Genomic DNA, 22,184 nt, shown 5'->3' with positions numbered 1-22,184 from the left:
TTTCAGAAGGGTTTATTTGTGAAGATTCTTTAATTTTAAACTCTCGATAAAACTAGTAAATGGGCTGCCAATAGACAGCCCATTTATTTAGTATGTGGAAAACTTCCTTATGTTGAATTGCCTTTAAATGGCTACCAAACTATTCGCGTGTTGAAGAGTGCGAAAATTACAACTTTTTAAATATAGGAGTAATTCTCTTTTGATATATCGTCAGTTACGATATAATCGTTTGTGACGATATAATAAAGGAGCAAGTTTGATGATTAAAGATATAAATAACTATTTTACATCGATTTATTACCATCTACATTCAACACATGAAGATTCAATTTCGCATCAGAGCGTGCGTATTTTACAGATGATTCAAAAGGAAGCTGAAGTAACAGTGCGTGATATTGCAGAGTTATTGAATATTTCTCATAATACCGCGTCTGAGCATATCAAAAAGCTGGAGCGTAATGGTTGGGTAAAAAAGGAGCGGGACAGTGATGATCAGCGTAAAGTACATATTCATTTAACAACTGAAGGGCTTCTTGTTTTAAAGAAAAACACAGAATTAAATGATAAGAAACTGCAACATGCACTAAACCAGCTTACGGAAGAAGAGCAACAATTAATCTTACAGGCATTTCGTTTATTAAGCGAGGTGGCTAAATAATGTACACATTTGTAAAAATTTTATGCTCGGCAGCCGTTATTGGTATTGTGACGGAGATTGCTAGAAGATTTCCTAGCTATGGTGGCATTATCGCAGCACTGCCACTTGTCAGTATTTTAAGCATCATTTGGCTTACTGTGCAAAGTGAATCGAGTGAGCATATTCAGCGATTTACGGTTGGTGTAATCGTTGGATTACCAGCAACAATGGTGATGCTATTTGTTATTTATATGGCGATGAAATCATCGATCCATATCGTTTTTGCCATTGGACTTGGTGTCATTTCGTGGGCAGTATTTCTAGGTGTTCAAAAAGCCATAGCTAGTATGTTTAATTTTTCTATTTAGGAGAATGATAAATGACAATAATTCCTATTCAACAATTACCCCAAATTGATGTTTTGCAATTTTTTAAAGAGCATTGGGGAAGTACAGAAATGGTTATTTCCAGTGGGGTATATGACTGTAGTAAATTAGAGGGGTTCGTCTATGTAGATGAACAAAATACGATTTTGGGTCTTGTAACGTATATCATTCGTGAGGAAGAATGTGAAATTATTTCCCTTGATAGTATTGAAGAAGGAAGAGGGATAGGTTCATTGTTAGTACATGCGGTTGAAGAAATTGCTTTCGGACAAGGCTGTACGATAATTACTCTTATAACGACAAATGATAATTTGCACACCGATCAATTATGCCTCGGCATAATTGCGTCCTGAATCGGCTTTGTGCTTGCGCAAAGAACTCCTTTCCGATTCTGTGACATCCGCCGGAGGCTTTAACTTCTTCCAGCGGATGTTTGGACACCTGATGAAAAGTAACTTAAATCCTCATTCATCTCACCCCTATAGAGGTGGGAGACTTCTGCTGAAAGAAGTTAAAATTTTATCAAAAAAGAGGCTATCACTTAGACGAAATCATACAAAACGCGGTCGAACAAGCAAGAGCATATAAACCTGAAATCCCTTTAATCGGCAATGATGGGATTCCAATACGTGATGAAATACGATTAGCAAAGCAATCTGGCTTATAATGAGTCAGGTTGTTTTTAGTTGGTTTAAAGAAGTTAGGTGGAGAAGAAGAAAATCCTCATTTACTATTCAAGGTTTCATCACCTATGATTTCTCGCTATACTTGATAGGTAGAAAGAAAGTGAGGAATGACATGAAAAAATTACTATTTGTTTTATTATTTAGTGTTCTAGTAGTGGGAGCAGCCTTCATCATTTATTTAAAGAGCAATCCACCACTCGTCATGAACAGCTATACGAATCCAGTAGATGATTCAACTATAAGAATCGTAGAAATAGAAAATAAAGGACTGCATGAGATAGAGCTTCAACAAATACTCGTCAATGATAAAATGCCTGAAAGTGCCGAGCTTGTCGTGAGTAAGTCTGAACCGTTTGAAGCGGAGACGAAGTTGGTTGGTAATCCGAATATTACCTATCATAAATTAAGGCAAATATCCATTTTTCCTAGTCAATACATAGATCGCCAGGCCATTGGAAAGCAGCCTCAGCATTATGCAGTAAAGGTTGAAGCGCCTACTATAAAAAAAATAACGATTAAGTACAAGTATTTAAAAATACCATTTACTTTAACAGCCGAGTTACAAGCGAAAAAGTGAAGTGAAACTATCATCAGTGGGGTTTTCTTACCCACTGATTTTTTTGTCTTCACCAATGGCTAAGTCTGTATCTACTCGTTATTTGTCTTATCCTTTATGCCTATGTCATTTCATAAGATTGTTTGATGAAAAAATACTGTTACTCCTAAAACATGGTAATCTAATAGTAATAGCTATGGCGATATCGGGAGGGACTAAATGGGATTGATAATCGTTAGTATAGTACTTGTTATCTGTATTTTCACTGTGACTTTAGTGGTTATTCAGAAGCACTCGAAGGAGGATATTAAGTTAGAAGTAACAGCTGTATGTGAAGGGGTAAATGAAATAGGTCAAGCTATTATGAAAATATATTTTACATTTTCAATTGGCAAACTAGCACAACGTAAAAAAGAAATAATAGGCAGTATTGATTGGTCACAAGGATGGATGCCTGTTTGCTATAATTTAAAGGAAAACGGGGTCTATCAGGAGCAACGATTACTCCGTGCTGTAAATGAGACAACCTATACAACCTTCGAAATAAACGCTACAAATGATATTGATCATCTGGGACGAGGGGAGGGATATGTTGTGTTAGTATTAGAGGATCCAATTTCTACTGATAAATCTAGAGCTGGTGTGATTCTTGCTGTTACTGCTAATATGGTGACCTATCAGCTATCGGATTCAACTAGCTGGAATAATGACTTTGCAGTAAATCAATAAATACAGAATAAGCTATTCGTTAGGGGGAAAAGCCTGATGAATAGCTTTTCTATTTGGTAGGAAATAACGGAACCTATTAAGGTGAATTTCGTAGAATATTTAAGGGAAGGAATGTCTCGGTTGTATTCATTACGATATGAGTGCAACCTTGGATCAAACGATGTCAAATCAATAATCGAAAAGAAGGTACAAGACTTTGGATATTTTAACAAATAAATTGATCATGATTGCTTTATTTATTCTCATCATTCATTCGATAGAAACACTTGCGTATGCAGTTCGATTATCAGGTGCACGTGTAAAATTACTAGCCTCTGCACTATCCTTGTTCAATGTGATGGTTATGGTTTCAAGATTGGCAAATATGATGCAGCAGCCTTTTACTGGAAGTTTGGCTGATACAGCACCGAAAGAAAACACATTAGCGTTTGTGGAGCAGCAATTCCGAGTGCTTATTGGGGCCGCTTCAATAGGTACTTTAGTAGGCATTCTACTATTGCCGACTTTTATAGCGATATTTTCAAGAGCCATTATTCATTTATCTGAGGAAAAAGGTTCCATTCCAGCATTATTCAAAAAAGGTTTTAGTATAGAGTATTTTAAACGTGGAATAAAACATATCCATTTGCCAAGCTTTTCATACTTAAAGGGGGTTAACTGGCGTGATATCCCTCTTAAATTATTTATCGTCAATATCGTGATAACGGCCATCTATACAATTGGTGTCCTGTCTGCACTTTACGCCTCTTTATTAGTTCCAGAAAGAGCGACAACTGCTGTAATGGCATCAGGACTTATTAATGGGGTAGCAACGATGTTACTAATTATATTTATTGACCCTAAAATTTCCGTTCTTGCAGACGATGTTATTAATCAAAGAGGTAGCTATTTAAGTCTGAAACAAGCGTCTGTGATGATGATGGCTTCAAGGCTACTAGGCACATGTTTAGCACAGCTTTTGTTTATTCCAGGGGCAAAATATATTGCCTGGTTTACACAATATATGACGTAAGGAGGGTTTACACGGGAAGCCGAGTAACAGTTTTCAAAGGATAGTTTGAAGTAGTTAACTTTCTAGAAAGGAAAATTGATATTTAATGAAAAAATTATGTTTTCTGATTTTGATGATGATGTTTGTGTTAGTTGCTTGTAGTACGAATCAACAAGAGGAGGCACATTATATAGCGAAAAGCGAGCACTGGAAGGCTGTATATCATAGTAATACAGAAGAGGGATTACGAATTTTCTATTTAGGGGAAGAGAAAGACTTAGGTGATTTACAAATAACGATAGAAGGTTCAAAACAATCAATAACTTTCGATGACGTTCGAGTAAATACCAATAAACAGTTTATCTTAACGAAAAAAGAAAGTACGAAAATTTTTAAAAAGGATGCTGCCCCAATGATTCATATTCAGTGGCAGTCTTACAAAGAGACTTTAGAAATAAGAACCTTAGTATAAGGGATTATATGGTCGAAGTGATCAGTAAGATTTTGATACATATCTTTGCTAGAATGTGCAAGTCGAGTTAGAGTCGAAATTGTTCTTTGAAAAATTTTCAAATATTGACAAGTAATGAAACATTCGTTATAGTAAGAAACAATTTCACAAAGCAATGAAATTGGCGATGAGAAGGACACGAATTTTCATAAGCGATTTACAGAGAGGGAGGCATGGGCTGAAAGCTTCCTAATGCAGCTGGAAAACTTACTACCTTTGAGCAGTGCTTGGAAACTTGCACCGTACTTGCAACGTTACTGCATAACAATGAGCCACTAGAGCATCTAGTGGGAATTTGGGTGGAACCACGGGTAATCAACACATGCTCGTCCCTTTATGGGGCGCGAGCATGTGTTTTTTTTATTTGTAACTTCTTTCAGTAGAGGACTACCGCCTTGATAGGTTAAAGAGGAGTGCGGTTTTAAGTCACTTTTCAGAGTCTGTCCAAACATCAACTGAAAGAAGTTAAAGCCTCCGGCGGATGTCACGGAATCGGCTTTGTGCAAGCACAAAGCCGATTCCAGACGCAATTATGCCGAGGCATAATTTATAATAAAGGAGTAGAGAACATGTCAAATCAAGTTATTAACATTCAATTTCCAGATGGTAAACAACAAGTATTTTCAAAAGGTGTTACATTAACCGACATTGCACAAGCGATTAGTCCCGCTTTACGTAAAAAGGCAATCGTAGGGAGTGTGAACGGAACCATCATTGATTTGACGCGCCCGATAGTGGAGGATTCACAAATTTCCCTGTACGATGCTAGCACAAAAGAAGGAATTCAGGTGATTCGTCATTCAACAGCCCATTTATTAGCGCAAGCAATTAAGCGTTTATACCCTGATGCTCAATTTGGGGTCGGACCAGTTATAGAAAATGGGTTTTACTATGATATCGACATTGCGCATTCCTTTGCGCCTAGTGATTTACAACAAATTGAAAAAATGATGCAGCAAATTGTTCAAGAAAATAGACAAATACAGCGCAAAGAAGTAACAAGAGCAGAAGCGCAACAACTATTTGCTCATGACGCGCTGAAGCTAGAGTTATTACAAGATATTCCTGAGCATGAAGTGGTGACGGTTTATGAGCAAGGAGATTTTTATGATCTTTGTCGTGGACCTCATGTACCTTCCACAGGAAAATTACAACACTTTAAATTAATGAATGTGTCAGGTGCTTACTGGCGAGGGGATAGCAATAATCAAATGCTTCAGCGTATATACGGTGTAGCGTTTGCCTCAAAAAAAGAGCTTGAGGAACATTTTGTTTTCCTAGAAGAGGCGGAGAAGCGCAATCACCGAAAGCTAGGAAAAGAACTAGAGTTATTTATGTTTTCAGAGGAAGCACCAGGGATGCCGTTTTATTTAGCAAATGGTCAAATTATTCGTAACGAATTAGAGTCTTATTTACGTCATTTACAAGCAAAATTTGATTACCAAGAAGTACGGACACCATCGATGATGAACCAGCGTTTATGGGAGCAGTCAGGGCATTGGGATCACTATAAAGAAAATATGTACTTTACTCATGTAGACGACCAAAGCTTTGCATTAAAACCTATGAATTGCCCTGGACATATGCTGATTTTTAAAAATGATTTCCATTCATATAGAGATTTACCGATTCGTATGGCTGAATTTGGTCAAGTTCATCGACATGAATTTAGTGGCGCATTAAATGGTCTTTTACGGGTTCGTACTTTTTGCCAGGATGATGCACATATTTTTGTTACGCCACAGCAAATTGAAGATGAAATTGCGCTTGCACTAAAGATTATTGATGAGGTTTATCAGGTTTTTGGCTTCCAATACGATATTGAATTATCAACACGTCCCGCTGATTTTATGGGTGAACTTGAACTTTGGAATCGAGCCGAAGCGGCGTTAGAAAACGTACTAACGAATCTAGGCTTTCCTTTTACAATAAATGAAGGTGACGGAGCGTTTTATGGACCAAAAATTGATATTCATATTAAAGATGCTATTCATCGCAGTCATCAATGTGCAACGGTGCAGCTCGATTTCCAACTACCTGAGAAATTCGACTTAACATATGTCAATGAACAGAATGAAAAAGTAAGACCTGTCGTTATTCATCGAGCGGTATTCGGTTCAATTGATCGCTTCTTAGGCATATTGATTGAGCATTTTGGAGGGGCGTTCCCAACGTGGCTTGCACCTCAACAAGTAAAAGTTATTGGGGTGGCAGATAAGCATCGAGCATATGTACAGCAAGTTGTTGATGCTTTAAAAAATGAACAAATCCGTGTTAGCATTGACGATCGACAAGAAAAGCTGGGTAAAAAAATTCGAGAAGCACAAATGAAAAAAATACCTTATATTGTAGTACTTGGTGATCAAGAAATGGATACTCAACATGTCACTGTTCGTAAATATGGCGAGCAAGCATTAATTGAAAAAACATTGCAGCAATTTATTGAGGAAATTAAGCAAGAAATACAGCAAAAAGCTTTAACTATTAAGTGAACCCTATAAAACAATTTAGCTCGACTCAAGGGGAAGTCACTCCCAAGAGTCGAGCTATAACAGCGATGGAATAAATGGTAATTTCGGAATTTGCTTAAAAATGTTAATTTTTTCTTTGAATTTGCTACTATTAATCAATTTTCAAGCATACAATAAATTAAACAACAAACGAAATACAATTATTTAATGGTATTACTTTGATAATAACTATTTCCTAAAAGGATAGTTTGTGTCTCAGCGTCAATGACCAGGTATTTATGATAAGTCTCCTGATCCAAGTGCTTGAAGGATGCTAAAAAATATACTTGTCGATTGGGATGAATAAAAGTATGTTGAGAGAGGTCTGTTTTTTTACGTATAAAATTTGTTTTTAGATTAAATGTTTCCTCAGCCTTCGATACGTCCTTAAAGGCTATTCTTTGACGAATGTTCAAGGTAGCATTGTTATATTCCTCATAGATTGTCCTATTTAATTTATAATAAAAATCATTCTCAGTACGAAATGCTTGATATTGATTATTTGGGTATTTATAAGATGTAGTTCTAGAAGGTATGCAAAGAACCGGTGTTGTGTTTTCTACTGAATCTTGAGGTTGCTGTAGTAAAAAGCTAGAAGCGACCAGTGATAAAATAAATACCTGCATTATTTGGCCTCCTTTTTCCTGTCATATAGAAGATAGCCCATTTCTATGTTATTTATACGTATCTTAACAACAGCAATAGGTTTTATAACCAAAAACTAATACAGGGTAAAACTAGACGACTTTTCGAAAATAGTTTTAGCTGGCTTTATTGATCGCTTTTGAATATTTATTTAGTAGGACATCTAATTCTTGGCTACAATCTACCACACTTGGATGGGTGAAACCTAAAGCCATAGCCTTTCTATACATAATTTTTCTTTTAATTTCAATCTCCATCTTCAAGAATTGTTTATGCGTTAAATAATTAACCAAAATCTTTTCCCCCTATTATTTTTTCTCCATATATTCTTGAAATACATTGACCTCGATTCAACTTTTTCATTGTATCTCACCTGAAATGAAAAATATGTCACATTGTGTATAGGTTGAGAAATTCGTAATTTAGTCATAGAAAAATTTTTTTATTCTTATATTGGGTAGTAAATTAAGAAAACTTACGATGAATATTTTGAACTACTTAAATTACTTTTATTGTATTATTTATATATTTTATTACCCTTCACACTAAAATATTAGGGTTTTTTTTTGGCTAGATTTTAGAAAAGGGACAGGGTGATGTTTAATAGATTTGCATCTTTTTTACTATAAAAATATTTTGTATCATAGACTTGAAATTTCATAGGTTTCATATCTTGTCACAATTTATCAAATAAACTTCTTTGTTGTTTGTAATTGAAGGGATTATACTTTGGTTGAAAATGTTGAGAATTTTCGAAATATATTGAACGGTGGAAATGTGAGTTTTAAATCTATTGAAAATAGGGGGGATACGATATTGAATGTAAGGTCGCTATTATTAAGTGTTATGATCGTTTCTTGTTTAATATTAATCGCATGTTCAGAAGTGAAAACAAAAACAGGAGAGTTTCCAAAATCAACCGTAGTTACTAGCCGTTCCGTTCAACATGAAGAAGAAACTCAAGAGAAACTTCCTATTATTGATAGAGACTATGATTTTACATATTTAGAGGAATTGCCAGAGGAAAAAAGAGCTTTATATGAACAATTTTTAAGCAATGGGAATATGAATAGTTTAAAGACTTTTACACCAGAGGAAATGGTGTTAATTATGATGAATTTAATATTTGAAAATAAGTTCGATAAATTATATGCAATTACCTACAACAACAATGAACTTCCAGATAAAGAAACCTTTATAGCAGAGTATATAGATTATTTATTTGATGAGGATATACAGAATTATTTAATGTACAGATATTACGATACTATTTCATTGGATAAAGAAACTAGCACAGAAAGTATAGCAGTTGTACAATTGGATATAATTTTCGGAAGCTCTCACTATCGAAAGATATTTTCTTTACTAAAAGAGGATGATATATGGAAGGTAGATATATATCATTATGTGAAAGAAAAGAAGGCAAAATCTGAAGGGAAATAGAGGAAACGATTATGACCATAATATACTTTATAAGACACGCGCATTCGCAATATTCTACTGATGAGTACAATCGCCCGCTTTCTGATAAAGGATTGGAGGATCGGGATCGTGTTACTAGATTATTTACCAATTAAATAATCCATGCTATATATTCAAGTCCATATAAAAGAGCTATTCAGACGGTGGGAGGCATAGCACAAGGGCATAAATTAGAAATAAATACGATAGATTCTTTGAAAGAAAGAATCCTATCTAATGGAAAAAGTATGGATTTTAACACTGCCATGCAACAAGTATGGAGTCATCCGAATTTCGCATTCGAAGGTGGAGAATCAAATGAAGCTGCCAAGGAACGAGCTATTACTACGTTGCAAAAAATTATCCTTGCACACCCAAATGACAATATAGTGATTGGTACACACGGCAATATAATGGTTTTAATGATGCAATATTTTGATGCACAATATGATTACTCGTTTTGGAATGGACTTTCAATGCCTGATGTTTATCAACTTACATTTCAGCATTTTGTGTTAAGTGATATTCGAAGAGTTTGGGAAGAATAAGAGAAGGAGCTGTCTACTGACAGCCCCTTGGTTCATTTTATCGAGAAGAAGTATCTGCCTGACGAAACCGAGGAAATCATTGAGGCTATGAATGAAATGTCTGTTGTTGACTTAAAGTATAAACATTTAGTCATAGGGATACATATCACTCTGACAATATTGGTAGGTAGGTTTCCAACGACCATTTCTACAATAATACCTCATATCACCAATACAAGTTGTGGTCCCTTCTTGTTGACATGGTCCCATATCTTCAATAGAACGATATTGTGGCGATAGCTGTGGACTATAACGATATTGTGGCCATGTTGGTGTATTATCACTCTGACAGTATTGGTGGGTAGGTCTCCAATGACCATTTCTACATACAAAATACATATCACCAAAACAAGTTCTGGCCCCCTCTTGTTGACATGGCCCCATATCTTCAAAAGAACCAAATTTTGGCGATAGGTGTGAACCATAACCATATGGTAGCCATGTCGGTGTATTATCACTCTGACAATATTGGTAGGTAGGTCTCCAATGACCATTTCTACATACAAAATACATATCACCAACACAAGTTCTGGCCCCTTCTTGTTGACATGGGCCTATATCATTAGGAAAAGAACCATATTGCCAAGTCATAAAAGTCACTTCCTTTTATTTTTTTAAAACATATATAACCATTAGATAACTTTGAACACTTTATAAAAAATGTGTTCAGTCTTATTCAGCATTTTTCATGTAAAAAAGTGTTCATTTCTATTTTGGGGTTATATCATATTCTAAGTTATGAAATGGAAATGATTACTATTGGGCTATCTTTTTCGTCTTGGCATAATTAGAGCAGATGGCAACTCAGGAAGGCGATGGGGGGGAACGTCTTTTGTAGGGAAATTGAACGTATAGACAACACTTTTTAAAGAAGGAAATGGAAGAATACTTTGTCTTTGATGTTGAGAAGCTTTTCATGCAACGAACAACCATAGTGAATAAAACGTATGATCATCACTCAATTGCTGATGATCATACGTTTTTACCCACGAGCTAGAATTAATCGATGAAAAATTGTAGCTCGTGGGTATATCGAGAATGCTGAAATATTTCCACACGGAGGAAAAAAGCTTATTTTATTTTATTTGATTCCATTCTTCTCGTAAAAGGCCAAATAAAACTACATCATGAAATTGTCCGAAACGGAAAAGTTCATTTCGTAAAATCCCTTCTTTTGTAAAGCCACACTTTTCATAAGAACGAATAGCTCCTTTATTAAAGCTGAAAACCTGAAGCTTGATTTTATTAATGGAAATATAATTAAAAATAAAGTGAATAAGAGTTTTCATTGCATCCGTTCCAAGGCCTTTACCATGCCATTGTTCGCCAATTGAAATGCCTACAGAGCAAGTACTGTTCTTCCAGTTGATTCCATAGACAGCACAGGAACCGATAAGCTCATTTGACGACTTTTCGAATATACCGAAGAAAAATTCTTCTTTTTTTCCACTAATACTTTGAAAGAATGAAGAATGATCCTCAAAGGTATTTGGAAAGGGAATGTCGTCATTAGCCAGTAACAACGTCTTCAGTTCACTGTCAATCTTTACAAATGCTTCTAGGTCGGAGGAAGTCATTTGCTGTAATGTAATAGCTTGCCCTTTAAGAAATTCTTTAAAATAGTTTTCCATTTGTTTTCTCCCTTGTTCAAGAGCTGCAGTTAGAGTTTACAACCCTTGGATTATTTGTTGTTTAACCAAACATCTACTGCACTTTTCGCACTCATTCACTCAACTCCTTATATATAGATAACTTAATAGTAGCATTTTTGGTGATTAGTGGAAATATTTTTTGTTCAAGTCTGTTGAATAGGGAAATAAAAGGTTATCTGTGACTGGAAGAATGGTATTTGTTGATGCCCGCTTTGCTAATTGCTGCTTATGACAACTCCATATGGTGATGAGCCACATAAAAATGTTAAGGAAACGCTTGATTTTATTTATTTTTTTGAAGGACGCCAATTTGTCTGAATGTCTACATCTTGTTGCTCTATCCAATTAAGAAATTCCTCTGTGCATTGAATATCATAGTCTAACACTGCTTCATATACATAAATTGAAGGAAGTACTAGGGATTTCTTAAGAAGTTCTTCTTTAATAGTTAAAATAATATTTTGACTTTCATTTGTTAAGGCATCGTTCATTAACGATACTAAATCTCTTGATAGAGGGCCATCTCGTGTTTCTGAAAACAGCCACATATCAATATTCCAAATTTCTGATGGCATTTGCTCATATTGTATTTTAAAATAGATACCATTAAATGGTGTTTTCAAGTAATTACGATACTTTAATTCTAAAACTTTCGTATTGCTAGTTAAATCAGCTAATATCGCCATAGCTTCTGCTGCATTAGGGTGAGTACAAAATGTTTCGATATCAATATCGTGATCCACTAGTAAATCATATGCTGTAGCGCCGACCACAAAAGCTTGCCCAATAGTATTCCATTTATCTAGCAGCTTCAATTCTTCTAAAATGAGCATGGCCGTTTCTTTTCGTTTTTGAGCTCTTTCTAATAGTTTCAATATGAACACCTTCTCTAATGTAATATTCTAAAATATGTTAGAATACATTATATTTTCTGTTTTTTCAATATATTACAACAGAAATAAACGATACAAAATGTGTGCTTTGGATTCGTCAGTGGCGAATGTTTTGTGTAGCGAAAGCAATGTGACAGTTACAATTACGCCAAGGTGGAACGACGACTCAAGATAAAAGGGGAGCTTTGATGAGATTGAAATTTTATGAAAATAAAGATGATCACTTAATTAAACGATATACGATCACAGAGGAGCAGCTTCGCTATACGATGTCTCCGAAAGAGAGTATTGAACTAGTAAAGCAGGACAAAAATCGCCATGCCGTTCTTGTTTTAGATGAAGATAAGCTTGTGACATTCTTTGTGTTACATGAAAAAGAGGGCGTTACGCCATATAGCTCTAATGAACAGGCTATTTTAATCCGCGCCTTTTCAACAGACTTTTATGAACAGGGGAAAGGCTATGCAAAAGCGGCATTACAGCTTTTGCCAGACTTTGTTTTGGAGCATTTTCCAACTATTAATGAGCTTGTGTTAGGGGTTAATCTACCGAATACTGCCGCACAGTCACTTTATAAAAAATGCGGATTTGTCGATGAAGGAAAGTTGGCAAAAGGGTTTAGGGCTAAGATTAAAGTGATGAGTTATTACATAAGTAAAATTAACAGTTGAATGCTTGATTAGAAAAACATTGATGAACCAACTTAATTTTGCACAAAAGTCTTCTCGCATATAAAGAATGAGGTGAACAAAATGACGCAATTGCTGGAAGCACGTATGGAGCATCTCGATGAAATATGTGCGATTGATCAAGAAGTAATTGGAGATTATTCAAGAAGCGAATATTTGCGTACAGCCATTAACGAAACACGTTGTATCATTCAACAAACTGAAAAAGGGATTGGTGGTTTTCTTATTTTTACGAATGACTTCTTTGGAAACTGCTTCATCTCATTAGTTATTGTGAAGCCATCTGAGAGAAGAATGGGCATTGCCACAGCGTTACTAGCTTTTTATGTAGAAATGGCAGCAACTCCAAAAATCTTTTCTTCTACTAACCAATCCAATACTAGTATGCATAAGGTATTTGAAACGGCAGGCTTTATAAAAAGTGGGTGTATTGAAAACTTAGATGAAGGTGATCCGGAAATTATTTATGTGAAATATAAATAGGAGTAAGGCATGTCTCGCGGTAGGTTTCTGCTGCGAGAGTTGCAACTATGAAAAGTTATTTCCGTGCTTGCATGACTAAAAAGGAGAGGTGACGAAGCGATAACGGCTAACTACCTGCATTGGTAAACCATAGCTCCTTAAAAGAAAATGGCTGTTTTCTCATTTGATGTGGGAAAGGTATTGTAAAAGAAATCTTTATTTAACAAACGGGCAAAAATATCAAAAAAATAGAATGCTTATGGTAATGTAAGGTGTTTGTGAAAGGTTGTACTCAAACTAATGGGGGAGTTTAGTCTAAGAACTGAAATAGTTTTTATTTTAGGAATAACCTCATTCACTTTAGAAGGGGGATTGAATTGAAGGAATTTAAAAAAACAGTAGATAACTATACTTTTCACGGATATGAATTTTGTAATAACGGTCTTCCTTCACTTGTTTGCCTTCATGGATTGACAGGAGATTCAAAAAGTTTTTTGGGGTTAATTAAATACTTGATAAATGACTTTCACCTTATTCTTTTAGATAATCCAGGCCATGGAGAATCTCAATTACTAGATGTAGAGCAGGATTATATGTTTTCCTCTTTAGCAAGGCGTATTTATAGAGTGATACAGAAGATTACTAATGATTCTATTTATTTGTTAGGACATTCTTGGGGGGCTGACCTTGCCTTACATTTCACAAAAATATTTCCTAATAAGATAAGAGGAGTCATTTTAATAGATGGAGGATATGTATTTCCTGAACATGTTGATGGGATGACGGAAGTAAAAGCTTTAGTAGGTTGGCAGGAATATATGGATTCAAGTAAATATAATTCATGGGATGAAGTAGTTAAAGAGTACCAAAATTACACAACGAAGCAATGGGACACACAGCTTGATTCAACAATAACCTCTAACTTTAAAAAGGTTAACGATAACTATGTAATAAAGGCTGACAGGTTTAGCATTTTATCAACCATTAAAGCGTTTTATAAAGAACCTTGTTCAACTACTTATGATAGTCTTGAATGCCCTGTCCTACTGTTTCATGCAACAATTCCAGCGACTGATACATCCCGAAATAAAGGAATACAAAAAATTAAAGAGGATATTAAGAATATAAAGGTAATAGGTATTGATAATACCATGCATAACATTCATTGGGACTATCCTGAAACTGTTGCTAATGAAATTTTGTTGTGGAAATGGGAAAATAATCAAAAGGTTTATGAACAACTTCTCCTTATTCGACAAACGGGTACTTTTCTTGAATAAGAGGGCGTCCTTTGGAGTGGCTCAACTTAGATAAAAGATTAGACCTTTGTTAGAGTAAAGAAAAGATTGTAAAGGTCTCTACTTAAACTATAGGACTACCTTAGTAGAAGATTCGATTATAAAAAGCACAGTTGATTTCTATTGACCTGACCCCAAAAATTAGATATCTATAGAAAAGCAACTTCTAAGACCTTAGTTTGGTACTCCACTGGGCTTAGGTCTTTTAATTTGTCCTTCAAGATTTAGTATAGAAATAATTTTTAAAATAGACTTTTATTTCATATTTTAGTAGGATGTAGTTAGAGTCATGCTATCTTTTTGAAATTCGCCATCTATTCGCCTTTATAGATGGTTTATTTTTTTGATATGAGGGCATTTTTTAGAGATTTGTTCTCTACTTTACGCCACAAGATTGTAACAATTCTGAAAAAATAAAGCTATTTAAAGGGAAATGATGGCACTTACTTTGATGAATGACGTTATTTTTATTGGAAGCTACTATATAGTTTCCTCAAAAAATGGACATCACAACAAGGAGGGAACGGTAATACCATTGATATAAGTTGGAGTGGAGGCTGGCTCTGTGCGAAAGCGAAGCGGCAGCAACACAGCGCCCAGTCGGAACGAAAGTCAACCTCACATTATGGAGATGAGCAAAAAAATACTTTGGAGGATTTCATATTGAGTAACGAAACATTATTAAGTTTAAGTAGTAATTCATTTTTCGTGGCATTTATTTTACTTCTGATCGCCATTATACCGATTGGACTTGCCGTGAAATCAAAAGGAAAGATATTTGGAAAAATCGGGCTTCTACTTACATATATTGCATTTGCTTTACAGTTAGTTTATTTCATTTTAAGGTGGATTGCTGTTGAACATGCACCTGTAAGTAATATGTATGAGTTTATGACGTTCTTTGGCATTATGCTTACTGGTAGTTATTTGATCATTCATTTTTTATATAAGCAAATTGTTGTAGGTTTGTTTACGATCCCTGTGTCATTAATTATTCTCGGTTATGGAAGCGTTTTTACAAAAACAGTTTCACCACTTGTTCCATCACTGCAAAGTAATTGGTTAACGATTCATGTTATGACAGTCGCCTTTTCAAGTGCTGTTTTATCGGTTTCATTTGCAACAGGTATTATTTATTTGTTACGAACATTAGATGTTTCTAAATTTTCGATGAGTACAGTTGCCTTGGAATTTGTTATGTATTGCTTAATTGTTGTGATTGGCTTTATTGGAGTGGCAACTTACTTTAACGTAGCAGGAGATAAAATAGAGGTTCAATTTGAAAATAAGTTAGAGAAGAAAGAAACAGCCGAGTATACGATGACGCCTCTAATTGTCAATAAAGGTGCAGTAACAGATAGTGGAGATCAGGTTGGCGTTTTACAGATTACGAATAAGCTAGATGCGAAGAAATTGAATACGATTGTCTGGTCATTTATCGTTGGAACGATTTTATATGGGGTGATTGTACTCATTACGAGAAGACGATTAATTGTGTTATTAAAGCCATTAACAAACCGTGTACAGCCAGTATTAATAGATGAAATTACATATCGAGCAGTTGTCATAGGTTTCCCATTGTTTGCCTTAGGAGGTCTATTGTTTGCCATGATTTGGGCACAGATTGCTTGGAGTAGGTATTGGGGTTGGGACCCTAAGGAAGTGTGGGCACTGATCACATTTTTATTTTATGCCGCTTTCCTTCATTTCCGCCTTTCAAAAGGCTGGGAAGGGGAAAAGACAGCTTGGTTAGCGATTATTGGATTTGGAATTATCGTGTTCAATCAAGTATTTGTAAATTTAGTTATTGCAGGTTTACATTCTTACGCGTAAGGATGTTATCGGGGGGATATGACAGGGCTAGTTCAAGGGTTCATTTTTTGCGATGCTCTTATTTTATCCGTTTTATATAGGAACTTTATTTTAAATAACCGTAAAAAAGAGACATCCATTAATTTGGATGTCTCTTGTATTTTGCACTCTACATGTTAAAGCTATAAATTAAAGCTTTACAACATTAGTAGCCTGAGGTCCGCGGTTACCTTCTTCAACGCCGAACTCTACTTTTTGGCCTTCTTCTAAAGTTTTAAAGCCATCTGATTGAATAGCAGAGAAATGTACAAATACATCATTTCCACCTTCTACCTCGATAAATCCAAAACCTTTTTCTGCGTTAAACCATTTAACTGTACCTTGTGTCATGTGAACAACCTCCCAAAAAAATTAAACAATCATATTGCTTCGATCGCTTGCAAAAAAAACACATTTTCAAAAGCTCGTATTACTTTTGAATACGTGATTTTAGCGGATAAGATGAAGTAATGTAATTATTGTTCTGATTATATAACAATTCCGAATATTTATCCAGTATATTCCGAATTTGTAATGTAAAATTTACATTTCCATTATTTTAACCATTCTTTCTCTTTCGCGACAATTACGGCCTCTGCACGAGATTCTACGTTTAGTTTGACAAAAAGCTTGGATAAATAATTTTCAACAGTGCGTTGCGTGACCCCGATGGCTGAAGCAATTGCTTTATTTGTACATCCTTGTGCGACAAGCTGTAAAATCTCTTGCTCCTTGTCACTTAGTAAAACATCTTGCTGCGCGTTTGGAAGATTGGTACGCTGCTGTACAAAGTCTAAAAAATCAGCTGCTAGTAAGATCTCGCCCCTTAGTGCGGCTTCAATGGTTTGAATCACTTGCTGTTTCGTGGCGAGCTTTGATAAGAGTCCATCGACCTTCTTCTCAATCAGTAGTTCGTAATAATCGGAAAGTTCATATCCTGTATAGAGTAAAATAAGTGCTTCTGGTTGCTTTTTCTTAATCATTTCTGAAAGCTGGATGCCATTGATTGGCTTCATATTAATATCAATCAAAAATAATTGAAAAGATTGATCATCCATTCGCGACAGAACAGCGGAGCTATCTTGTTCCGTATCTATATGGACATTTGCTAAATCCTGTAATAATGTTTTCGTACCATCTAAAACGACAGGATGGTCATCTATAATAAGAATATTAATCATCTGAATCCACGTCCTCTTGTATTTGAATAACAATATGCATTCCTTCATTTAAATCGGAGGTTATCGTGATGTTCCCATTAAAAGCACGGACTCGCTCTCGAATACCATTAATGCCCATAGAATTTGAAGATTGCATTAAACTTTCAATATTACAGCCAATACCATTATCATCGTATTGGAGGATGAAGCCGCGATTTATCGCTTGTAGTCTTAGTGAAACTTCGGTTGCCTCAGCATGTTTAATGGCATTATTTAAGAGCTCCTGCACAAGGCGATAAACGACTAAGTGTAAAGTTACATCCTCAAATTGGACACGTTCTATTTGAGTTTTTAATAAAAAATCTGCTCGTATTTTCACCTTTTGAATTAGTTTTTTTAAGGCGATTTGTAGCCCAAATGTGTCCAGCAAAGGAGGGCTTAAATTCTCACAATACTCACGTAAATCCTTCGATGCATTCAGCAACTGCTCACGAATATCTAATACCTTTTCTTTATTAATAATAGGAGAGCTAGTAAGTACATCTAACTCTCTCGCTAAATGAAGTTGCTCTTGCAAAATAGTGTCATGTAATTCCTGTGCTAAAATACTTTTCTCCTTTTCAATGATATTCCATAATAATTTGTCGAGCCAAGGAAGCTGTGTATCATTGTGATCCTTCATAAGCTTTATTTCATACACTAAATCTTCAATGAGCTTTAAATTATCAATAAACATTGAAACATAGAGGGCTAGTAACTCTAGCCAAAGAAGCTCTTCTTTTTGTAATACATGTCTAATGTGTAACATGATTTTTTCTTCACCTGTATCATGTAATAGTAGGTGATTCCCCATATTAACTTCATCACGAGTGCTTTCCGTAATTGTTGTAATTGTAAAGGCAGTAGTACCAAGCTTTTCTGTTATTTCATACTTGAATTGATCCAGTAATTCTTGCTGGTTTTTCGCTTTCCCCATACGATTAACCGCAGCATATAAATTATGTACATAATCGCCTGTGGATGAAAATATAATCTTTCGATATTTAAAATCAAGCTGCTCTTTTAAATAGAAACTAGCAATGATGACGAGGAATATTAGTGTAAAGACACCTATAATTTTAACAATCGATAATTTGTCTATAAACAGGAGGGTAATACCCGTAGTTAATAGTAATGCACAAAAAAAGGTAAGTGTTGAATAATAACGTAAACGAGATAATTGATATTCAATATCGAATAAACGTTCATTCACTTGAATGAAAATAAAAGAAAAAGGAATAAACAATAAAAATAATGCAGCTACTTCAGAAATTAAAATAGGCTTTTGTCCTAATAATTCGGGTATGACGAAAAACAGTAAAAACGGCAAAAAAGGCGTAATAAATGCAATAGTGATTAAACGGATTTTTTCCTGTTTAGTTCGTAAATAACTCGTTAGTAAAATATAAATTGCATAGAGAACAAGTACAGCAAACATTCCTAATTTAATTAAGGATGTGATTGAATAAAAGTCAGGATTAACAATTCGTATGAAATCCAAGCAAGGTATAAATAGTAGTGCTAAATAAAGCCATTTCGAATTGAGGTATGGCCATCCTATACATAGGTAGCGGAAATAACATTGTAAGAAGTGAATAAAAAGCACTATGCATAAAATTATACCAATACTTATTACAAATCCTCCAATTAGATTTCCTCTACTTGAGGCTCCTGAACTTATATAAGCCAAAGAACAGGTTAATAAAAATAAAGTTAGTAGACTAGTTAGTAGATTATCAGTATTTCTTCGCCATAAATAGATAGCAACGCCAAATGATAGAACGAAATAAAAAAGTGGAAAAATAATATGCAAATATAATTCTTCCGGAATATCTTTAATCTTAACTAAAACAGTATGAACATCACCATTCGGCTTCATAAATATCAGTTTTTTTGCACAACGTACCAAAGAATCGAGTTGATTAGAAAGAACAGGTTTGTCATCAATTGTCAGTAGTATATCGCCCTTTTCAATATTATGCTGCTGTGCCCAATTTGGATAGTAGAACTCGGTCATAACTGGTTGTTCGCCAGTTGTGTCTACTGAAATAGCAATAAAAGGTATTTGTGATGCAACTACAAGTACATAAATACCGAGGAGTAGGTAGGTTATGAAAATACTATATGTCCATTTACTCATTGTTTTCTCTCATTTATTTGCATGATAGTAATGCCCCATTTCAATCTTAAGTACTACTATATTATCCACAATTTTTGGTAATTTTGGAATACCGAAAAAGTTGTTTCGGAAAACCACTATTCCTTTTTCGGAATAACGAAGTAGTTTTTTCGGTGTAGCGTGTGATAGTGTAAAACTATCATGTGTGACGAAAAGGGGGAGCGTTGCATGACAAAGAAAGGATTGTTAATAGTCCTTTTTCTAGTCGTCATAATGTCGTACCCGATGACAACAAACGCTAAAAACGTAGAAAGTGATGCGGTGAAAGTAGATATTTGCATTATTGGGAGTGATAATCGTTTTGTCTATAAGATTCCAAAGAGTTTACATAATGATACGCCGTATGTTGAAATGAAGAATAACATAGAATCCTCGTTAGCAAGTCATTGGAAGGTCGAGGATCCTCGTTATGAAGTCCTCCAGACGGATGTAGCGTATACTTTTTCGATTAAAGATTTAATTCATGAAAAACAAGATGGGAAAATAAAGATAGCGATTCCATATACTTTTTTAATAGGAATGTTTGGCGAAAATGATCCCATTCAATTAAAAATTTTGTCTAGCAAACTAATCGACTGGCAAGCTAACTCAAATGATTTGGCAAATCTCGGCTTTGTAGAACCGTCTACTTATTTTAGTGAACAGGAATATGTTTATGAGGGAGAGGTTAACGACCTACTACATCAGCGGGTAGGACATTTTATTGGCTCTGTTATGAAAGGGCAAATGCTACTACATATTGTTATTTATTTTAGCTTTATTTTGGCGCAGCTTATTGCCTGTTTCATTTTATCGAGGCGCTTAAAAAAGAGAATTATTAAAGACCCAGAAAATATGCATCAATTCCGAAAGATAAATTATTTGTATCAAATCATACCGATAATAATTATCGGTATGCAAATTGTTTTTCTAATCAGTTCAGGCTTATTGACCGCGTTTGGTATCTATTTTGACCCAGGGGTTGACCTTTTGTTTATTATTGTCCCAGTTTTATTTAATATTATTTTGATGCCAATGTTTTTTGTCACGATGGAGAGTAAAATCGCAAGGGAGCTAGAATACGATTCCTTTGGCTCAGTCAGGTAAATATTGTTTTTATTTTTGGGCATTCACATGGAGTTATTAGATGATATAATGGTCAACAGCATACTTGAAGGAGCTGTTGATGAACATGGCGCATCCAGAAATCGCGTACTTAAATTTACTACAACATATATTAGAGAGTGGCGTTAAAAAGGAAGATCGAACAGGGACCGGTACATATAGTGTATTTGGCTATCAAATGCGATTTGATTTAAGCAAAGGTTTTCCTCTATTAACGACGAAACGTGTACCATTCAAACTTGTAGCAAGTGAGCTACTTTGGTTTATTAAAGGGGATACAAATATTCGCTATCTACTACAAAACAACAATCATATTTGGGATGAATGGGCTTTTAAAAAATGGGTTGAGTCTGATGAATATTCAGGTCCCGATATGACAGATTTTGGTCGTCGTTGCTTAGTGGACGAATCATTCAACGCTGACTACCAAAAAGAGTTAGCTTCATTTTGTGAGCGCATATTAACAGATGATGAATTTGCAAATAAATACGGCGAGCTAGGAAATGTTTACGGCAAGCAATGGCGTAATTGGACAACATCAACAGGGGAAAGCATCGATCAATTGCAAGATGTAATCTATCAAATTAAGCACAATCCAGATTCACGACGCATTATTGTCAATGCATGGAATCCAGAAGATGTTATCAATGCAGGAGCAAAAGGCAGTAAAGCTGCACTACCTCCATGTCACGTAATGTTCCAATTTTATGTCGCAAATGGAAAATTGAGCTGCCAGCTAATGCAAAGAAGTCTCGATACATTACTCGGCTGTCCATTTAACATTGCCTCATATGCATTACTGACACATTTAATTGCACACGAATGCGGTTTAGAAGTAGGCGAATTTATTCACAGCATTGGGGATGCTCATATATATTCAAATCACGTGGAGCAAGTAAAAGAACAGCTTTCACGCGAGCCTAAGGACCTACCAGCCTTAAAAATCAATCCAAATAAAACGTCGATTTTCGACATTGAACTCGAAGATCTTTCAATTGAGGGCTACGATCCACACCCAACAATTAAAGCACCAATTGCCGTTTAACCTAAAGCAGCAGCCGTTTTGGCTGCTGTTTTTTTAGGTTCTATAATATTTTTTGGGGTATTCGCACAATTCCACGCATAAAAAAAGCACAGATTCACCGATTTATATATACT

23 protein-coding genes and 2 pseudogenes are annotated in these 22,184 nt (G+C 35.1%); 17 read left to right on the top strand and 8 right to left on the bottom strand.

The genetic code is table 11. The features are described from left to right. The first annotated feature begins 259 nt into the window (after positions 1 to 259). The 9 genes and pseudogenes from AC3WSK_RS25525 to thrS all read left to right on the top strand — a co-directional run bounded on the left by AC3WSK_RS25525 (position 260) and on the right by thrS (position 6,988). Positions 260 to 658, top strand: coding sequence for a MarR family winged helix-turn-helix transcriptional regulator (locus AC3WSK_RS25525; protein WP_427484622.1), 399 nt, complete (start codon positions 260 to 262; stop codon positions 656 to 658). After that, positions 658 to 1,005 (top strand): DUF3147 family protein, encoded by a 348-nt coding sequence (locus AC3WSK_RS25520; protein WP_079561061.1) that lies wholly within the window; start codon positions 658 to 660, stop codon positions 1,003 to 1,005. The genes AC3WSK_RS25525 and AC3WSK_RS25520 overlap by 1 nt, the downstream gene beginning before the upstream one ends. A gap of 11 nt (positions 1,006 to 1,016) precedes the next feature. Then, positions 1,017 to 1,376 (top strand): GNAT family N-acetyltransferase, encoded by a 360-nt coding sequence (locus AC3WSK_RS25515; RefSeq protein WP_079561062.1) that lies wholly within the window; start codon positions 1,017 to 1,019, stop codon positions 1,374 to 1,376. A gap of 158 nt (positions 1,377 to 1,534) precedes the next feature. Then, positions 1,535 to 1,690, top strand: a pseudogene (locus tag AC3WSK_RS25510) (GNAT family N-acetyltransferase); the annotation flags it as partial. A 131-nt stretch (positions 1,691 to 1,821) separates the two neighbouring features. Beyond that, entirely contained in the window at positions 1,822 to 2,286 is a 465-nt protein-coding gene (locus AC3WSK_RS25505) for a hypothetical protein (protein WP_079561165.1), read from the top strand. 198 nt (positions 2,287 to 2,484) lie between these two features. Then, positions 2,485 to 2,994 carry a hypothetical protein gene (locus AC3WSK_RS25500; RefSeq protein ID WP_492414919.1) on the top strand — a complete coding sequence of 170 codons (510 nt, stop codon included), beginning with the start codon at positions 2,485 to 2,487 and terminating at the stop codon, positions 2,992 to 2,994. A gap of 223 nt (positions 2,995 to 3,217) precedes the next feature. Next, the gene (locus AC3WSK_RS25495) at positions 3,218 to 4,006 is read left to right on the top strand and encodes a lipid II flippase Amj family protein (RefSeq protein WP_427484627.1); all 789 of its coding nucleotides are present in this window, start codon (positions 3,218 to 3,220) and stop codon (positions 4,004 to 4,006) included. Positions 4,007 to 4,091: 85 nt separating this feature from the next. After that, positions 4,092 to 4,457: a hypothetical protein gene (locus AC3WSK_RS25490; protein WP_079561064.1), complete on the top strand. Its 366-nt coding sequence runs from the start codon at positions 4,092 to 4,094 to the stop codon at positions 4,455 to 4,457. A 608-nt stretch (positions 4,458 to 5,065) separates the two neighbouring features. Next, positions 5,066 to 6,988, top strand: a complete 1,923-nt coding sequence (gene thrS / locus AC3WSK_RS25485) for a threonine--tRNA ligase (protein ID WP_427484619.1) — start codon at positions 5,066 to 5,068, stop codon at positions 6,986 to 6,988. 179 nt (positions 6,989 to 7,167) lie between these two features. Here the strand turns inward: thrS and AC3WSK_RS25480 are convergent, their stop codons facing one another. Next, on the bottom strand, positions 7,168 to 7,632 hold the full coding sequence (locus AC3WSK_RS25480) for a hypothetical protein (RefSeq protein WP_079561065.1): 465 nt from the start codon (positions 7,630 to 7,632) through the stop codon (positions 7,168 to 7,170). A 135-nt stretch (positions 7,633 to 7,767) separates the two neighbouring features. Next, a complete protein-coding gene (locus AC3WSK_RS25475; protein WP_079561066.1) occupies positions 7,768 to 7,944 on the bottom strand; it encodes an aspartyl-phosphate phosphatase Spo0E family protein in 177 nt (58 codons plus the stop codon). A gap of 523 nt (positions 7,945 to 8,467) precedes the next feature. On the opposite strand from AC3WSK_RS25475, the gene AC3WSK_RS25470 reads away from it, so the two are divergent. Both AC3WSK_RS25470 and AC3WSK_RS25465 read left to right on the top strand, forming a co-directional pair. Continuing rightward, a complete protein-coding gene (locus AC3WSK_RS25470; protein WP_427484618.1) occupies positions 8,468 to 9,094 on the top strand; it encodes a hypothetical protein in 627 nt (208 codons plus the stop codon). An 11-nt stretch (positions 9,095 to 9,105) separates the two neighbouring features. Then, positions 9,106 to 9,660, top strand: a pseudogene (locus AC3WSK_RS25465) (histidine phosphatase family protein). 126 nt (positions 9,661 to 9,786) lie between these two features. Here AC3WSK_RS25465 and AC3WSK_RS25460 read toward each other — a convergent pair. The 3 genes from AC3WSK_RS25460 to AC3WSK_RS25450 form a co-directional block, all read right to left on the bottom strand. Further along, positions 9,787 to 10,212 carry a hypothetical protein gene (locus AC3WSK_RS25460; RefSeq protein WP_492414918.1) on the bottom strand — a complete coding sequence of 142 codons (426 nt, stop codon included), beginning with the start codon at positions 10,210 to 10,212 and terminating at the stop codon, positions 9,787 to 9,789. 563 nt (positions 10,213 to 10,775) lie between these two features. Then, positions 10,776 to 11,330 (bottom strand): GNAT family N-acetyltransferase, encoded by a 555-nt coding sequence (locus tag AC3WSK_RS25455; protein ID WP_079561070.1) that lies wholly within the window; start codon positions 11,328 to 11,330, stop codon positions 10,776 to 10,778. 308 nt (positions 11,331 to 11,638) lie between these two features. After that, positions 11,639 to 12,226 carry a hypothetical protein gene (locus tag AC3WSK_RS25450; protein ID WP_427484616.1) on the bottom strand — a complete coding sequence of 196 codons (588 nt, stop codon included), beginning with the start codon at positions 12,224 to 12,226 and terminating at the stop codon, positions 11,639 to 11,641. Between the two features lie 206 nt (positions 12,227 to 12,432). On the opposite strand from AC3WSK_RS25450, the gene AC3WSK_RS25445 reads away from it, so the two are divergent. The 4 genes from AC3WSK_RS25445 to ccsB all read left to right on the top strand — a co-directional run bounded on the left by AC3WSK_RS25445 (position 12,433) and on the right by ccsB (position 16,526). Continuing rightward, positions 12,433 to 12,915: a GNAT family N-acetyltransferase gene (locus tag AC3WSK_RS25445; RefSeq protein ID WP_079561072.1), complete on the top strand. Its 483-nt coding sequence runs from the start codon at positions 12,433 to 12,435 to the stop codon at positions 12,913 to 12,915. 81 nt (positions 12,916 to 12,996) lie between these two features. Beyond that, positions 12,997 to 13,416, top strand: coding sequence for a GNAT family N-acetyltransferase (locus tag AC3WSK_RS25440; protein WP_492414917.1), 420 nt, complete (start codon positions 12,997 to 12,999; stop codon positions 13,414 to 13,416). Positions 13,417 to 13,772: 356 nt separating this feature from the next. Further along, positions 13,773 to 14,675, top strand: a complete 903-nt coding sequence (locus AC3WSK_RS25435) for an alpha/beta fold hydrolase (RefSeq protein WP_492414916.1) — start codon at positions 13,773 to 13,775, stop codon at positions 14,673 to 14,675. A 681-nt stretch (positions 14,676 to 15,356) separates the two neighbouring features. Further along, the gene (gene ccsB, locus AC3WSK_RS25430) at positions 15,357 to 16,526 is read left to right on the top strand and encodes a c-type cytochrome biogenesis protein CcsB (RefSeq protein ID WP_492414915.1); all 1,170 of its coding nucleotides are present in this window, start codon (positions 15,357 to 15,359) and stop codon (positions 16,524 to 16,526) included. 168 nt (positions 16,527 to 16,694) lie between these two features. On the opposite strand, the gene AC3WSK_RS25425 is transcribed toward ccsB, so the two are convergent. The 3 genes from AC3WSK_RS25425 to AC3WSK_RS25415 all read right to left on the bottom strand — a co-directional run bounded on the left by AC3WSK_RS25425 (position 16,695) and on the right by AC3WSK_RS25415 (position 19,883). Then, positions 16,695 to 16,895, bottom strand: coding sequence for a cold-shock protein (locus AC3WSK_RS25425; protein ID WP_053592785.1), 201 nt, complete (start codon positions 16,893 to 16,895; stop codon positions 16,695 to 16,697). 203 nt (positions 16,896 to 17,098) lie between these two features. Continuing rightward, positions 17,099 to 17,725, bottom strand: a complete 627-nt coding sequence (locus AC3WSK_RS25420) for a response regulator transcription factor (RefSeq protein WP_079561076.1) — start codon at positions 17,723 to 17,725, stop codon at positions 17,099 to 17,101. Beyond that, positions 17,718 to 19,883: a sensor histidine kinase gene (locus AC3WSK_RS25415; RefSeq protein ID WP_079561077.1), complete on the bottom strand. Its 2,166-nt coding sequence runs from the start codon at positions 19,881 to 19,883 to the stop codon at positions 17,718 to 17,720. The genes AC3WSK_RS25420 and AC3WSK_RS25415 overlap by 8 nt, the downstream gene beginning before the upstream one ends. Before the next feature lie 207 nt (positions 19,884 to 20,090). Here AC3WSK_RS25415 and AC3WSK_RS25410 point away from each other — a divergent pair, with 207 nt between their 5' ends. Together AC3WSK_RS25410 and AC3WSK_RS25405 are read left to right on the top strand one after the other, a co-directional pair. Beyond that, positions 20,091 to 21,008, top strand: a complete 918-nt coding sequence (locus tag AC3WSK_RS25410; protein WP_492414914.1) for a hypothetical protein — start codon at positions 20,091 to 20,093, stop codon at positions 21,006 to 21,008. Between the two features lie 85 nt (positions 21,009 to 21,093). After that, complete coding sequence (locus AC3WSK_RS25405) at positions 21,094 to 22,071, top strand: thymidylate synthase (protein ID WP_492414923.1); 978 nt, start codon at positions 21,094 to 21,096, stop codon at positions 22,069 to 22,071. Positions 22,072 to 22,184 lie beyond the last annotated feature (113 nt).

This window comes from Lysinibacillus sp. EB271-A1-10B, assembly GCF_058791335.1.
Note: the sequence above shows the minus strand (reverse complement) of the source record. Positions and strands in the feature narration are given on the sequence as shown.

Excerpts from the sequence above, each read along its gene's own strand:
- AC3WSK_RS25515 (WP_079561062.1), top strand. The coding sequence starts at position 1,017 with ATGACAATAATTCCTATTCAACAATTACCCCAAATTGATGTTTTGCAA.
- AC3WSK_RS25425 (WP_053592785.1), bottom strand. The coding sequence starts at position 16,895 with ATGACACAAGGTACAGTTAAATGGTTTAACGCAGAAAAAGGTTTTGGA.
- AC3WSK_RS25440 (WP_492414917.1), top strand. The coding sequence starts at position 12,997 with ATGACGCAATTGCTGGAAGCACGTATGGAGCATCTCGATGAAATATGT.
- AC3WSK_RS25500 (WP_492414919.1), top strand. The coding sequence starts at position 2,485 with ATGGGATTGATAATCGTTAGTATAGTACTTGTTATCTGTATTTTCACT.
- AC3WSK_RS25525 (WP_427484622.1), top strand. The coding sequence starts at position 260 with ATGATTAAAGATATAAATAACTATTTTACATCGATTTATTACCATCTA.
- AC3WSK_RS25420 (WP_079561076.1), bottom strand. The coding sequence starts at position 17,725 with ATGATTAATATTCTTATTATAGATGACCATCCTGTCGTTTTAGATGGT.
- thrS (WP_427484619.1), top strand. The coding sequence starts at position 5,066 with ATGTCAAATCAAGTTATTAACATTCAATTTCCAGATGGTAAACAACAA.
- AC3WSK_RS25480 (WP_079561065.1), bottom strand. The coding sequence starts at position 7,632 with ATGCAGGTATTTATTTTATCACTGGTCGCTTCTAGCTTTTTACTACAG.
- AC3WSK_RS25505 (WP_079561165.1), top strand. The coding sequence starts at position 1,822 with ATGAAAAAATTACTATTTGTTTTATTATTTAGTGTTCTAGTAGTGGGA.
- AC3WSK_RS25460 (WP_492414918.1), bottom strand. The coding sequence starts at position 10,212 with ATGTATTTTGTATGTAGAAATGGTCATTGGAGACCTACCTACCAATAT.
- AC3WSK_RS25490 (WP_079561064.1), top strand. The coding sequence starts at position 4,092 with ATGAAAAAATTATGTTTTCTGATTTTGATGATGATGTTTGTGTTAGTT.
- AC3WSK_RS25445 (WP_079561072.1), top strand. The coding sequence starts at position 12,433 with ATGAGATTGAAATTTTATGAAAATAAAGATGATCACTTAATTAAACGA.
- AC3WSK_RS25495 (WP_427484627.1), top strand. The coding sequence starts at position 3,218 with ATGATTGCTTTATTTATTCTCATCATTCATTCGATAGAAACACTTGCG.
- AC3WSK_RS25415 (WP_079561077.1), bottom strand. The coding sequence starts at position 19,883 with ATGAGTAAATGGACATATAGTATTTTCATAACCTACCTACTCCTCGGT.
- AC3WSK_RS25405 (WP_492414923.1), top strand. The coding sequence starts at position 21,094 with ATGGCGCATCCAGAAATCGCGTACTTAAATTTACTACAACATATATTA.
- AC3WSK_RS25455 (WP_079561070.1), bottom strand. The coding sequence starts at position 11,330 with ATGGAAAACTATTTTAAAGAATTTCTTAAAGGGCAAGCTATTACATTA.
- AC3WSK_RS25410 (WP_492414914.1), top strand. The coding sequence starts at position 20,091 with ATGACAAAGAAAGGATTGTTAATAGTCCTTTTTCTAGTCGTCATAATG.
- AC3WSK_RS25520 (WP_079561061.1), top strand. The coding sequence starts at position 658 with ATGTACACATTTGTAAAAATTTTATGCTCGGCAGCCGTTATTGGTATT.